Here is a 15,480-nt window from a genome sequence, read left to right as displayed (position 1 = left end):
TGCATGACCACAAATGACGATAGTCACTAGCAAGATGACAAACCGGACTTCTACAATTGTAGTGATTTAGAGAAGTTTTTTTATGGAAGGTAATGTCATTCGTCTCAAAAGGGGGAAAAATGATGAACGCGGAAAACTCGAAAGCGAATATGTCGCTCCTTGACACAAGTGGCGGAAGAACAAAATCCAACGCCATCGATGTTCCATCCATCTCGTTACCCAAGGGCGGCGGAGCTCTAAGAGGGATTGACGAGAAGTTTACCGTCAACGCAGTGAACGGCACGTCCTCCTTCTCCGTTCCGCTGCCATTCTCTCCGGCTAGAGGGAGCGCTTCGCCGGCGATGAACCTGATGTACAATTCCGGCGAGGGCAACGGGAGTTTCGGCTTGGGCTGGATCTTAGGATTGCCATCGATCAAGCGGAAAACGGATCAAGGACTGCCCAAGTACGAAGACGATACCGATTCGGATACGTATTTGTTCTCCGAAGCCGAAGATTTGGTGCCGGCGTTCGCGAGATCGGAGGACGGAAGTTTTCGCATCGATGCGAATGGGAGTTATGTCGTCCATGAACAAGACTCCGTGGACGGCTTATTTACGATCCGCTTCTACAAGCCTCGGATTGAAGGCTTATTCGCAAGGATCGAGCGTTGGACGGGCAAATCTACGCGGGAGATCAAGTGGCGGGTCGTATCGAAGGCCAACGTGACGACGCTTCTCGGATGGAGCGTCGATTCCCGAATTTGCGACCCGCAAAATGCGTCTCGCGTATTCGAATGGTTACCGGAGTTCGTCTTCGACGATCAGGGAAATTGCACGCATTACTTGTACAAGAAGGAAGATATCGCCGGTTTCGATGCTTCGTTGCTGCATCACCGCAATCGAATAGCGGGCAACAGCCAACTCACTTACGCCAACATTTATATCGCGAGGGTTTGCTATGGCAACCGAACTCCCTATCTCGGTTTCGGCGATGCCTTCCCGCCGGCATCCGATTACGTGTTTCAAACGGTGTTCGACTACGGCGAATACGACGTTGACTCGCCATACGACGAAATTCAGGAGTGGGAATTCAGAAAAGATGCTTGGTCGGAGTATAAGGCCGGATTCGAGATTCGGACGACTAGACGCTGCAAGCGAGTGCTGCTGTTTCATCATTTCGCCGAGCTGCCGGGTGGTTGTGCTCTGGTCAAATCTATCGAATTCGGCTATAGCGAAGCGAACGGAACGGATCTGAGCTTGCTCAAGTCGTTCACGGCGCGCGGCTATATTAAAAAACCGGACGGAACGTATACGAATCAATCATTACCGCCTATCGCCTTTGAATATCAGCCTATCGAGTGGAATCAAGCGGTTCAGACCGTGTCGGCGGAAGCGCTCGTTCATGCGCCTGCTGGACTTGATGAACCGCGTTATCAATTTACGGATCTCTACAACGAAGGGGTTTCCGGTATGCTCACCGAACAGGGCGGAGGCTGGTATTACAAACGCAACTTGGGCGGCGGAAAGTTCGGAAATGCCGAGTTGGTTTCCCGCAAGCCCTCGTTCGCGGGACTTGGTTCCACGATGCGACTGATGGATCTGGATGCGGACGGAAGCAATCAGCTTGTTAGTCTTGCCAACGAACCGAAAGGGTTCTTCGAGCTGGGCGAAGCGGAGGATTGGCTGCCTTTCCAACCCTTCAAGAGCTTACCCAATTCGAACATGGCGGATACCAACGTCCGGATGCTTGATCTCGACGGGGACGGCAGATCGGAGATGTTATTGACGGAAGAACTTGTTTTCGTCTGGTATGCTTCCATCGGAAGAAGAGGATTCGAGTACGCCGGCAAGACGATTCGCTCTTCGGATGAAGAAACCGGTCCCTCGGCCGTCTTCTCCGACGCCGAACAATTCATCTATCTTGCGGATATGTCCGGCGACGGACTGTCGGACATTGTTCGCATTCGCAACGGGGAAGTCTGCTATTGGCCGAATCTCGGCTATGGTCGCTTCGGGGCGAAGGTGGCAATGGACAATGCGCCGGTTTTCGACCATCCGGAGGCGTTTCAACCGTCATACTTGCAACTTGCCGACGTAGACGGGTCAGGAACCGCAGATCTTCTGTATGTGGGGCCAGATCGCATAGCCTGTTGGTTCAATCTGAGCGGGAACGCATTCAGCGCATCTCCTTATGTCATCGAGGCATTCCCGGAAGTTCATTCGGAGGCACGCGTCTCGGTCATCGATCTTCTGGGCAACGGAGTTGCCTGCATCGTTTGGTCCAGTCCATTATCCAAGGATGCCCAGGCTCCTCTCCAATATATCGATCTTATGAACGGCAGAAAACCTCATCTGATGACTTTGTACAAAAATAATCTTGGGAAAGAAGTGACGATGGAATATAAGCCATCTACGGCGTTTTACTTAGCAGACCGAATGGCGGGGTCTCCTTGGCTTGAGCCGCTGCACTTTCCCGTACATTGTCTGACGCGAACCGAGACAAGGGACCGTACGACCGGTTACCGGTTCGTGAACGAATATCGGTACCGACACGGTTATTACGATCGCGCCGAAAGGGAGTTCCGCGGCTTCGGCATGGTGGAGCAAACGGATGCCGAAACGTTCGAGCATTGGGTGTTGGGAGAGAACGGTCAACCGCTGGATCGGTCTATGCACCAAGCACCGGTCGTCTCCAGAAGCTGGTTCCATACCGGAGTTTACTTGAACGGGGGCGATCTGTCCCGTGCGTTCGGCACGGATTATTGGGAAGCTGAGCTTAAACGGGCAGGATTTACGGCAGAAAATCCGGAAATAGCGTTGAAGGAGACGACGATCGTAACGGCTCCGGGATTGGATCCCGTTCTTCTTGAAAGGCTCGACGCCGAAGAGCGTAGGGAGGCGTACCGAGCCTGCAAAGGCAGAAGCTTACGGACGGAAACGTTCGCGCGCGACGCACCATCGAACGATGCGACGGCCGATCAAATCCGCAAGCAGCTTAGCCCATACTCTACGGCCAAGCAAGGATATACGATCGTTCTGATGCAGCCCAAAGGACACAATCGGCATGCGGTCTATGCGGTGCAAGAGCGCGAAGCGCTGACGTACGGATACGAGCGGAATACGGACGATCCGCGCGTAGCCCATACGCTGAACGTAAAGTTGGACGAATACGGACAGATTTTGGAGACGGCTTCGGTTGTATATCCGAGACGTCTAACCGATTTTTCGTTGCCTGAGGAAACCCGCGAAGCGCAGAATCGGATGCAGATCGTCTATACGCTTAATCGTTATACGAACGATGTAGTTACCGATGCGGCTTACCGATTGAGACTGCCTGCGGAGACGAAAATTTATGAATTGAAGGGTCTAGTCAAAGCCGGAGCGCTCTTCGACGTCCTTGATTTCGAGCATGTCCTTGCGTTAGCGGACGAGGTCGACTATTATCAAACGGATGTTGCGCCAGCCCCCGGTTGCTCGCAGAAACGATTAATCGAACATGCACGCACGCTGTACAGGAGCGACGATCTGATCGATGCATTGCCGATCTATGAACTGGTGTCTATGGCATTGCCTTACGAGAGCTACCAGCTTGCTTACACGCCGGCTCTGGTAGACCACATTTTCGGTGATAAAGCGAGCGACGACGTTCTGCTGGAAGGGAAATTCATGCGCTGGGAAGATGAGCCTAACTGGTGGATTCGCTCGGGAACGACCGGGTATATCGCATCTGATGAAACGGCAGCCGAAGCTCGTAATCGATTCTACCTTCCTGTCAGCTATACGGATCCGTATGGTGCAACGACTAAAGTGAAATATGACCGTTATCGGTTATTCATGACGGAAACCGAAGATGCGTTAGGCAATCGCGCGAAGGTTGAATGGTTTAATTTCCGCACGCTTTCTCCGCAACGGATGAGGGATGCGAACCATAATCTCTCGGAAACATTGACAGATGAATTGGGCTTGGTAAAAGCGATGGCCGTTTACGGCAAAGGGAGCGAAGCCGATGACCTGAGCGGCTTTAACGAGTTTTCTTCGACTTCCGAGAGGGTACTGATCAATGTTTTCTTACATGCGCAGGCTTCCGATGTATTGGTTAGTCATGGGAAAAGTTTATTGCGGCATGCCACGGCAAGATTCGTATATGACTATGATGCTTATCGAAAATCAGGCAAACCTGCGGCTGCTGCTTCCATCGTGAGGGAAGAGCATTATATCGACAACGTGAATTCGCCCGTCCAGATCAGTTTCGAATATTCAAACGGTCTAGGACAAGTTGTAATGAAGAAGACGCAGGCAGAGCCGGGACCGGCCAAGCAAGTGACGGTTAATCCGGATGATTCCTATGCGATCGTCGACATCGATACCGCAGCGCTAAGCCCCCAACAACTGCGTTGGATCGGCAACGGCAGAACCGTACTGAACAACAAAGGTAATCCCGTTAAACAATACGAGCCCTATTTCTCGGTCACGCATCGTTATGAGGATTTGAAAGAGCTAGTGGAAACGGGAGTTACGCCGCTGTCTTTCTACGATGCGCCCGGGAGGCTCATCCGCACGGAATTGCCTGACGGCACGCTGACTCGCGCAACCTTCGATTCCTGGAAACAAGCCGCTTACGATGCCAACGATACGATACTCGAATCTTCCTGGTATTTTAACCGAACCAACCGGTTGATCGATAACGAGCTGCTCGCGGCGGGCAAAGACCCGGTCAAGGAAAAGGAGGCGGCCGATCAGAGCGCGGCTCACGCGAATACGCCCAGCGTTCAGCACTTGGATTCGTTAGGCAGGCCCGTATTAGCGATTGACCATAACCGGGCTCCCGACACCGGGAAGGATGAATTCGTAGCGACTAGGGTCGTGCTCGACATCGAAAGCAACCTGAAAGCCGTGATCGACGCGCGAGGTAACTTGGCTATGGAATACCGTTACGATATGCTGGGAAACAAGGTTTATCAGCGGAGTATGGATGCCGGCAGTCGGTGGCAACTTACGAATATTACAGGTCAGCCGCTAAGGACTTGGGATAGACGAAATCACGAAATGCGCTATTTCTATGATATTTTGCAGAGGCCGACGCACAGCATGGTGTCGGGGGGAGACGGAGCAATCGCTCTGAACCATGTCGTCGAACGGATGGAGTATGGCGATGGTGAGGACAATCCCGAAGCGAAAAACTTGAGAGGGCGAGTCATTCGCCATTACGATACGGGGGGAAGGACGGAAACGCCCGAATTCGACTTCAAGGGGCAGCCGATGTCGATGACTCGTACGCTGTACCGCAATTACAAGGAAATCGCGAATTGGATCTATGCCAATCCGGAAGACGATCTGGAAGAGGAGAGCTTCACGATCCGGACGGTAACGGACGCGATCGGCCGGATCGTCCGGCAGATCGTCCCCGACGGGCGGATTCTCGTTCCCGTGTATAACAAAGCCGGTTTGCTAAAGGGAGAAAAAGTGATCCATACGGATGGGAATGCGACGGAATCTTATATTAACGACATTAATTATAATGAAAAAGGGCAGCGGACGTCGGTAGTCTATGGAAATGGAGTGTTGACGCGATTCCATTACGACAGAGAGACCTTACGACCGACGAGATTGGAGACGAAACGCGGGAACGGCGAACCGCTTCAGGATTGGCGTTATACGTACGATCCGACGGGGAATATCACCCATATCCAAGATAACAACGTTCCAGTCGTCTTTTTCGATAACCGGAAGATTGTCGGAGTCGCAACCTTTACTTACGATTCCTTATATCGGTTGATTCAGGCAACCGGAAGAGAAAACGAAGCGGCACTACCAGACCACGGAGGCGAAGACAATTGGAACGATAATGCGTTCATGCACTCGTTGAATCCCGGAGACCCGATGGCTATGCGGATGTATATCCAGAGCTACCGCTATGACCTTGCCGGTAATTTGCTGCAAATGCGGCACCAGGCGGCCGGCAGCAATTGGACGAGAGATTACGAGATGGCTTCGGCAAATAATCGACTGTTACGAACGCAAGTCGGTTCCGCGACGTTTCACTATACGCACCATTCTCAGCACGGCTATATCACTTCCATGCCTCATTTATCTTACGTCGGGTGGAATTACAAGGAGGAACTAGCGAAGACCGTCCGTCAGAGGAGAACGGACGGCGGTACGCCTGAGACGACTTATTATCAATATGACGGCGAAGGGCAGCGGATTCGGAAAATAACCGAATATCAGGCGCCCGAAGGACAGGAGCCGACGCGGAAAGACGAGCGGATCTATATCGCCGGATACGAGATCTACAGACGCTATGCCGGAGCGGACGCGGGATTGGAACGCACGAGTCTGAGCCTTATGGATGGCGGGCACCGCTTCGTTCTGATCGATGTCGAGACGAAACCGGCGGAAGGCTTCGGTTCGTCCGCAGCGCGAACCGCCCCTGTCGTATCGGTGCGTTACCTGTTGCACAATCATCTGGGCTCGGCCTCGCTGGAGCTGGACGAGGAGGCGAGGGTGGTCAGCTACGAAGAATATCATCCGTTCGGTACGACTGCCTATAAAGCACACAATGCATCTATCCGAAGTGCTGCCAAGCGTTACCGCTATACGGGCATGGAACGGGACGAAGAGAGCGGTTTGGCTTATCATGGCGCTAGGTATTACTTGCCTTGGCTCGGCAGATGGCTCAATTGCGACCCGGCGGGAATGGTCGAAGGAACGAATCTGTATGCTTATTGCCGGAATTCTCCGGTCATCCGGCATGATCGGAACGGGAGACAGTCGGCAACGGAGGACACGAAACCTGAAATCTTCTTTACGGCTGACCAGATTCAGAGGGCCGCAAGGTTTGGGAGCAAGATGAGCAAGCAAGAACGAAAAGACAGGATGTATCCGCTTCTAGAGAAATACGGAATTCCGAAGGAAGGGTTCGCGGATGAAATATCTAATCTCTATGACAAAGACAAAGATGTAAGACTTGTGGGGCTGCTAAGAGTTCTGTCTAGGGAAGCTTATAAAAAGGAAAAGCAGAAACCGAGCGAGTATGCGGCTATTAATGTCAATAGGGCGGCGAACATCGTCAAGGAAATCTCCCCGTTGCTATCCATGATGATCGCTGCTCGGGAACATGTTTCGTCTATTACGGCTTCAGGGGAAGAGAAGAAGGTTAATACTTTTGCAGAGGGCGGCATCGATCATCTCTCAACGAATATGGGTAAGTTTCGCCTAGTCTCGAAAATTACTTCTAATTGGACAGTTTTATCTAGCCAGGACAATCCTGAAACGAGTAAGAAGGTGTATCCCGCGGAAATTCCGACACAAGACGAAGTATTGGCTTACGCGGCTCAAACTCGCCACAGCTATGAACAATTTGAGGTTCAAGTGAAGGATAGACTGGGAGAACGGGGAGGGGATCGCGCGTTAAACCAACTCAGTTATGAAGCGAGACAAGTATGGCAGTCCTACGCCTTCCTTGCTCCTGGAGGTGCCGTGTACAATCCTTCGGCCAAGTCGCAACACGGCCAAAATTACGGTGTCAAGACAGCTCTTGGCTATTTAATTCATAAGGCCGAAACAAGCGGATCTGAAGTGGATTTGAATACGATCCTCACGGATACAGACTTTAACCTGACGGATTATGTCAAAATAGCCAAGGTAAGAGCAGTCGAAGCCGATTTTATGGAAGATTTGATTATCGATGCGAATTCCTTGGACAGAAACCTCACCCTGGAGCTCGAATTATTTAAATAATGATCGTAAAGGGATCCGCCTTATGGATCCCTTTACGCATTTTCAGAAGATACTGCTGGCACATGGTTTCATACCTGATCCGTTCTTGTCATAAAGTTCGATAAGGACAAGTTTTACTATCGGGGTGAATGCGTTGAGAATGCCGCTTCTTCTGAAACAAACTGCTTTGCGAAGCAGCGCCATGTTTGGCGTGAAAATATTCGGATTGATCGGAAGGGTTGTTCTGACGCGTTTGGTCGGTGCCGAAGGAGTGGGGCTCTATCAAATCGCTTACTCTTACTATGGTTTGATGCTGATGTTGATTACCGGGGGGCTACCGACGACTCTTGCTTTGTACACTGCGAAAAATAAAGCTCAAGGCTGGAGGTTGTTCAAAGCGTTTTCTCTGATCATCGTCGTTATAGGCGGATTAGTCAGCTTGCTTAGCTTCTCGTTCGCTTCAGTAATCGCGCAGCTTCTCGGTAATTCCAAGCTAGCATTCGCTATTCAATGTATAGCTCCCGCGCTATTCGCCGTTCCGTTACTTAACTTGCTGCGGGGATACCTGCAAGGGATGGAACGCTACGGAATGATTGCGTTATCGGAATTAACGGAACAAGCCGTACGCATAACGGCCATGATTGTTTTCGTAATTTTATTTCTCTCTTACGGCTCTTCATTAGCGGTGGGAGGAGGCATTCTAGGAACGTTCATCGGAGCATTGTTCTCCTTCATCCTTTTAATAGTCGCTTGCGCGTTTGCACGAAAACCTATTCCGTCCATCGGTAATCCGTTGGGAGCGTCGCCTGTAAGTCCCGCGCTTTCCATCGTCATTCAATCATCTTTACTCATTGCTCTAACGAGACTGTTGATCCCGGCTTCCGACCTGATCGATGCCGTCGTGATCCAGAGACGATTGCAATTCGCGGGTTATTCCGCGTCGGAAGCGATGGCTATGTACGGCGTGTTATCCGGAATGGCCGTCATTATTGTTTATATGCCGACCTTACTTACCTCGGCATTGTCACATACCCTTACAATGAAAATCGCTGCCGATTGGCAGGAAGGCCGGAAAAACCATTTTTATAGACGGGTTTATGCTGCTATGGAGCTGAGCTGGATATGGGGGTGGGCTTCGGGTCTGCTTCTATATAAGTACGCTGCGCAAATTTCTTGGTTGTTTTTTGGCACGGATGAAGCCTCTACAGCGATTCAATATTTGTCGGCTATCCCTTTGATCGTAGGATTCCGTGAATTAACGACAAGTACTTTGTGGGCCCAAGATCGTAAGAGGGTACCTTTGGCGGGCATGATTGCAGGGGTAAGCATGACTCTCATTTTGTTGTATTATCTCATCACGATTCCGGGATTCGAATATGCGGGAGCCGCGATCGCATTCCTGTCGATGGAGCTTGTTGCCGCGGCATGGAACATACGAGCTCTTAAGCTGGTGCGTAATCATTATGTTCGACCGACGTTGCTTATTCTGGATTCGTTGGTTCTTGCTGGAATGATGATTTTCGCAACGATTGTATCCTTATTTTTACTAAACCTTTCATCATCGAAACCAATCGCGCTAGCGCTTGAGATCGCGATATACCTTGGAGGAGCGGGCATTTACATGGGCATACGGTTTTTCTTCAAAATCCGGCAGCAGCTATGAACGAATGAATCGTTTAATCCAAAATATGAATGAGCTGATATCGGGTATGTTGATCCCATCCCAAGTCGAACGGCACCCCAATGCGATCGGCGGTATGGGAATTTACTAAGGGATAGCCATTGTCATCATAGCCTACTAACACGCCGAAATGGTCCACGTCATCGCCATGAAGAATATAAGCAATTAAATCGCCGGGCTTTAATTCCCCGATATCGCCGTAGGGACGTTGTGGGCTCGGTTTCGTTATCTCTTCGAAAGTTCCTGCCGAAATTACGCTAACATATCCCGAGGCTAGAAGAAACTTGCGAAAACGATCCGTCTGAATCCAAGTATGGCTACCGCCGGACCGAAACCAATACCGCCAATTGGTTGTCATCCGCAACCCGCCGCCTTCATGAGGATCGCCGATTACTTGCGAGGCATAATTGGTGCAGTCTCCTCCGTCCGATGTATAATCCCGATAATTCAAGTTATAGCGATTATTGTTTCCGGCTCCCCAAGCGGCACCTGCATACTTATTGGCATAAGCTATGGCTCGGTCTCGTTGATAACCGAGTTTCCCTTCGTTTGATCGATTTCTTTTCGTATGCTCTTGGATTAACGGGTTAGGAAAGTTATCGTTCGTAGCGGAAATTAATCGGGGATTCTCGTTAAGCGGATCGGAATACCATTCTCGAAGGACATGCCATTTTCCGTCTGTTTGAATTAATGTTAATGCATGTCGAGTACCGATACCGAACGACTGGAAGACGGAGAAAGGCTCCGAATACGAATATTCCAATTTCTGGGATAGGACGACGGATACTTTAGCGCGATTACCGTCTATGCGAATACGAGGGACACGAATATGGCTATGGACGCGCTCAAAGCGAACTTTTCTTCGAGTCGCCCATGCTTGGATATATTCCTTACGAATCATCTCCTGCTGAAGAGCATGTCGGCTTGCCTTCTCCATGGAGAGATAGTATCGATTTAACATTTCATTATCGTTACTCAGCAAGAATCGCGAGCGGGCATCGAATAATTGTTGTAGAAAATTCACGATCTCAAGCTCAGTATTCGATTTGGATTGAGCGGCAGCGTCGACAACGCCGTACGTATTCAATACAAAACCGATTGCGACGATGACTGCCATGATCCGTTGCATGGAAAATAACGCTCCTCCGCCCATCGGGAAATGATGATGAGTAGGATAACCGCTAAATAAGAACATTATTCGGCTTCTTCGCCGCGCTTCTTGTCGTATAGCTTATAACTATCTATAATAGTAGATAAATATATTAATCTATTCTTTAGATATAAGGAAGGTAAAAATGAGCAACATACAAACTAGAACAGACGTTATCTTAATTGGTGCGGGAATTATGAGTGCTACATTGGGATCGCTGCTGAAAGAATTAGTACCGGACTGGGAAATTAAAGTGTTCGAGAAGCTCGAAAATGCTGGTGAGGAAAGCTCTAACGAATGGAATAATGCTGGAACGGGGCATGCGGCTCTGTGCGAGCTTAACTATACGGAAGAAAAACCGGACGGATCGATCGATATTAGCAAAGCTATCAAAATTAATGAACAGTTTCAACTTTCGATGCAGTTTTGGTCTTATCTCGTCAACAGCAAGCTCGTCAATAATCCGCAGGATTTTATCATGCCATTGCCTCACATGAGTATGGTCCAGGGAGAGAAAAACGTAACTTTCCTAAAGAAACGTTTCGAAGCGTTATTAAACAACCCTCTGTTTCAAGGGATGGAATTTTCGGATGACCCGGAAAAACTGAAGGAATGGATTCCGCTTATTATGGAAGACCGTCCGGCGAACGAAGCGATAGCGGCAACGAAAATAGACTCCGGAACGGATGTTAACTTCGGCGCTTTAACGCGGATGTTGTTTGACCACTTAAAGAGCAAGAAAGTCGATATCAAATACAAACAAAATGTCGATAATATCAAACGTACTAAAGATGGTTCTTGGGAATTGAAAGTGAGAAATGTCGATACCGGTAACGTTGAACGCCATATTGCTAAATTCGTCTTTATCGGAGGCGGAGGCGGAAGCGTACATTTACTGCAAAAATCGGGTATTCCCGAAGGAAAACATATCGGCGGATTCCCGGTTAGCGGGATTTTTATGGTGTGTAACAATCCGGATGTTGTCAAGCAGCATCACGCCAAAGTATACGGCAAAGCGAAGGTCGGCGCTCCGCCAATGTCCGTTCCGCATCTTGACACTAGATATATCGATAATAAAAAATCGTTGTTATTCGGACCGTTTGCCGGCTTCTCGCCTAAGTTCTTAAAATCCGGTTCCATGTTCGATTTGGTTACTTCCGTTAAACCGAATAATGTCGTAACGATGCTGGCGGCAGGCGCCAAAAACATGTCTTTGACGAAATATCTGATCCAGCAAGTGATGTTGTCGAAAGAAAAAAGGATGGATGAGTTGCGTGAATTTATCCCGAACGCCAAAATCGAGGATTGGGATTTAGTGGTGGCCGGTCAACGCGTGCAAGTCATTAAAGATACGGATGCCGGCAAAGGAACGCTTCAATTCGGTACGGAGGTCATTAGCGCCGCGGACGGTTCGATAGCCGCATTGCTCGGCGCTTCTCCGGGTGCTTCTACCGCCGTTCACGTTATGCTTGAGGTTCTTAACAAATGTTTCCCTCAACATATCAAAGAGTGGGAGCCGAAAATCAAAGAAATGATTCCCTCTTACGGCGTGTCGCTATTGAAGAATCCCGAGCTTATCGAAGAAATTCATACTTCAACGGCGCGGACGCTTGGCTTAAGCGACAACATGCCGTTACAAGCCGCGCGCAGAACCGTTTCCGTTTCATAGTTAAGAATAATCGGCGATTCATTTGCAAAGCTGAAGCTGACTCCAATTCAGCATGGGGTCAGCTTCTTTTTCTGAGGATCGCACATTGTTCTCGACGGCGAATTGCGGAAGCATTCGGAATCGAAGCGGATCGGTTCATACCCGTAATGTTGATCTCAATAGGTAATACTGTTAACGTCGGTCAATTATCGGTCCGACTGCCGATCGATAAAGTCGCTCAGTGCAAGTAAATTCATATTCGTTTTTGAGAGGGAGTTGGAAAATTTAATGATCAATAAAGTCGGACAAATCATGGTGTATGTAAACAACCAAGATGAAGCGCGTGCTTTTTGGACGGAAAAATTAGGATTTAGCGTTATTGCCGAAGAGGACAACGGTCAAGGGTTCAGATGGATTGAAATTGCTCCTGCAGAGAGTTCGGATACGACCATCATCCTTCACAATAAAGACTTCGTAGCCAAGATGTCTCCGGGTTTAAATCTCGGAACGCCTTCTTTGATGTTCTTCTCGGATCACTTCGAACAACTTCATAGCGACTTATCCAATAAAAACGTCAAAGTCGGAGAAATCGTAAATTTGCCTTCCGGTAGAGTGTTCAACTTTGCGGATTTCGAAGATAATTACTTTGCCGTCATGGAGAAGAGTAAATAAGCGTTACAGAGGATTAACGGTAAACCTAAACCGCAGATAGAACGGTCGATTGGCTTTGAAAGCCGGCGGCCGTTTTTTTGTCCTTATATTAAGGCTCATGTTACTATTGGAAAAGCCAATGCCGATGTTAAAATCTATACATAAGATAGCAGCATGTACCGACAACATAGAAATAAACAAAAGGAAGTTGATTATTTCATGTTTTGTCATATCGGAAGGATAACGATTGTAAAAAACGAAGGAACGATTATTTTCGGTAATGTCAACGGCGTCCCTAACAACACATCACAGAGCAATCAGGGATCAACCGAAGGCGACAAAGACGAGGTCTCTTTTGATAGTCCAAGCTTCAATGTGACGATGCCCTTCCAACCGATCGTTCTTGATAACAGGCAATCGAAGGATAGGAAGAAAAATAAAAATTCCGGAATGGTACGAGGCTCAAAAGTAAAACGAGCTCGGCGTCCATCGGATGTGTAACGGTGTTCCTATTGCGTAGTAAAAACCCGCGATCGATCGTACATCGCGGGTTACAATGAATTTGTTAGTAGGCAGCTCTTAAGATGATTACCAAAAGGATGAAGAGAACAAGCGCAAATGCAGCCGCTTGCATGCCTCCGCCGTATCCGCCGCAGCTACCGCCATACCCGCCAACAACTCCGCTCAATGATTTCACCACCGATTGTTTATTTGTGATCGTCGTTGGTCACATGTCTAGCTTATGTAAGTTAGACGGTATGGTACAGTACAAATACCCAGAGTAAATAAATCTCAGCAAATACCCAGATGAAGATACATAACCAACAACTGCTCGGGAAAAAGATGGAGAAGAATGTGATCCAAAGTTTCATTCTCTCCGTTGGTCTAATTAGAAACGAAATAAGACCAACCCTGAGGAGAGTGAATGATTCATGAAACTGAACAAATGGTTAGCTCCCGTACTTAGTCTGTCATTACTATTCCCTACGATTACCGGCGCGACGAGCGCAAGCGCTGCGGAACCGAAGATACCAACCGTCGAAACGCCTGCGATAGAGCTGAGAGCGACATTGGATTACTTGCTTTCGGAGCACTTCACGCTCGCCGTTGACTCGATGATCAAGAAGTACGACAACTCGTTCGACGCTGCTGCGGCTCAAACGGCACTGGAGAAAAACGCGAAAGATATGGTGCCGGCTATTGCTTCCGTATACGGAGAGAAAGGGGCGAGAGAGTTCGACCGAATTTTCAGCGGTCATCTTAACTATACGAAAGATTACGTAACGGCAGTCAAGTCTAATAATGCCGCCGATAAAACCAGTGTCGCTAAAGAAATCGAACAATTCGCAATCAAACTTGGCAACTTCTTGGGTACGGCGACCGCAGGCAAGCTGCCTGCATCGGCGGCGCAAGACGTGCTTCGTAAGCACGAGGATCAAGTCAAACAAGTATTCGACGATTATGTCGCCGGAAATTACACAAGTTCGCTTGCCAAATATCGTGAAGGCCTAAGCTTCATGTTCGTAATTAGCGATGCATTGTCAGGTGCAATTGTCACCCAAATGCCCGATAAATTTAATGGTACCCGGCCGGACACTTCGGCTGGAGATCTGAGATCGGCACTGAACTATCTCGCCGCGGAACATTATGCCCTTGCCGTAATTAGCATGCAAAAAGGAATGGATAAATCTCCCGCATATCCCGCGATTCTCGAAGCTGAGAACGGCAATACGGTAGGTTTTACTGAAGCCATTACCTCTCTGTATGGTGCAGCTGGCGGTGAAGCCTTCAAAACCGTGTGGTTTGGCGATCATATTAATGCGCAAGACGAAATTGTTAAGGCTAGCCTTGCCGGAGATGCGAATGCAAGTATGCAAGCTAGAGCTAAGCTGAGCAAGTTTTCCGTTGAATTCGGTAATTTTCTTGGCGCTGCCACAGGTGGTAAACTTCCGGCATCTGCCGCAACGGCTGCCATAGCAGAACATGAGAGGCTCGTGCTTGAGGCATTTGATCTATATAGAGCCAAGGACGCTTCCGGATTGTATGCAAGCTATGATAAAGGGTACAATCTCATGTTCGGAGTCGGTAAAGCGTTGGGGGGAGCAATCGTGATGCAAAAGCCTGATTTTTTCCAGTCGGAGTTTCCTGTAACCGAGCCTGAAACCTCGAACGAAGTTCAAACGATATGGCTTCAAATCAACGGGAAAACAGCCAAAGTTAACGGCAATAACGTGGAAATGGACGTTGCGCCTTTAATCAAGGACACAGTTACCTTCGTATCGTTAAGAACGTTGACGATGGCGCTTGGCGCTGACTTGAGATGGTCTCCTTCCACGGCTACGGTTGAAGTGGACACAGGCACGGATAAAGTTGTCTTCTGGTTAGGTAAAGATATCGCGCAAGTGAATGGAGAAAACGTCAATCTTATGGCTCCCGTATTCGCACACGATGGCCGTACACAGGTACCGCTTCGGTTCATCGCCGAACTGCTAGGTTGGAATCTGAATTGGAACAAAGCCGACTGGTCGATTACGTTGACTAAAGCTATGTAAACCTATTCGAGAACCTGCAATATTCTTGTCCTGTTTCGGTTATCCTTATACCGGAACAGGACTTTTATATTATAATGAGGGGGTGTGTAAGGGGGGAC

General features: G+C 48.9%; 7 protein-coding genes and 1 pseudogene. 6 read left to right on the top strand and 2 right to left on the bottom strand.

Annotated features, from left to right (window positions below):
* Positions 1–119 precede the first annotated feature (119 nt).
* Both HH215_RS07125 and HH215_RS07120 read left to right on the top strand, forming a co-directional pair.
* Complete coding sequence (locus HH215_RS07125) at positions 120–7,721, top strand: SpvB/TcaC N-terminal domain-containing protein (RefSeq protein WP_169279266.1); 7,602 nt, start codon at positions 120–122, stop codon at positions 7,719–7,721.
* 139 nt (positions 7,722–7,860) lie between these two features.
* Positions 7,861–9,363, top strand: coding sequence for an oligosaccharide flippase family protein (locus HH215_RS07120; RefSeq protein ID WP_254450552.1), 1,503 nt, complete (start codon positions 7,861–7,863; stop codon positions 9,361–9,363).
* Positions 9,364–9,376: 13 nt separating this feature from the next.
* On the opposite strand, the gene HH215_RS07115 is transcribed toward HH215_RS07120, so the two are convergent.
* Positions 9,377–10,510, bottom strand: a complete 1,134-nt coding sequence (locus tag HH215_RS07115; protein ID WP_169279264.1) for an amidase domain-containing protein — start codon at positions 10,508–10,510, stop codon at positions 9,377–9,379.
* Between the two features lie 151 nt (positions 10,511–10,661).
* Between HH215_RS07115 and HH215_RS07110 the strand changes: the two genes are divergently transcribed.
* The 3 genes and pseudogenes from HH215_RS07110 to HH215_RS07105 all read left to right on the top strand — a co-directional run bounded on the left by HH215_RS07110 (position 10,662) and on the right by HH215_RS07105 (position 12,851).
* Positions 10,662–12,200 (top strand): malate:quinone oxidoreductase, encoded by a 1,539-nt coding sequence (locus HH215_RS07110; RefSeq protein ID WP_256376733.1) that lies wholly within the window; start codon positions 10,662–10,664, stop codon positions 12,198–12,200.
* A gap of 98 nt (positions 12,201–12,298) precedes the next feature.
* Positions 12,299–12,430: pseudogene (locus HH215_RS36315) on the top strand (nitroreductase family protein); the annotation flags it as partial.
* A 37-nt stretch (positions 12,431–12,467) separates the two neighbouring features.
* Positions 12,468–12,851, top strand: a complete 384-nt coding sequence (locus HH215_RS07105) for a VOC family protein (RefSeq protein WP_169279262.1) — start codon at positions 12,468–12,470, stop codon at positions 12,849–12,851.
* A gap of 544 nt (positions 12,852–13,395) precedes the next feature.
* Here HH215_RS07105 and HH215_RS07100 read toward each other — a convergent pair.
* A complete protein-coding gene (locus tag HH215_RS07100) occupies positions 13,396–13,518 on the bottom strand; it encodes a sporulation protein YjcZ (protein WP_169279261.1) in 123 nt (40 codons plus the stop codon).
* 244 nt (positions 13,519–13,762) lie between these two features.
* Here HH215_RS07100 and HH215_RS07095 point away from each other — a divergent pair, with 244 nt between their 5' ends.
* Positions 13,763–15,382, top strand: coding sequence for a copper amine oxidase N-terminal domain-containing protein (locus HH215_RS07095; protein WP_169279260.1), 1,620 nt, complete (start codon positions 13,763–13,765; stop codon positions 15,380–15,382).
* Positions 15,383–15,480 lie beyond the last annotated feature (98 nt).

This window comes from Cohnella herbarum, from assembly GCF_012849095.1.
Taxonomy (GTDB): Bacteria; Bacillota; Bacilli; order Paenibacillales; family Paenibacillaceae; genus Cohnella; species Cohnella herbarum.
This window is presented reverse-complemented; position numbering and strand designations above follow the sequence as displayed.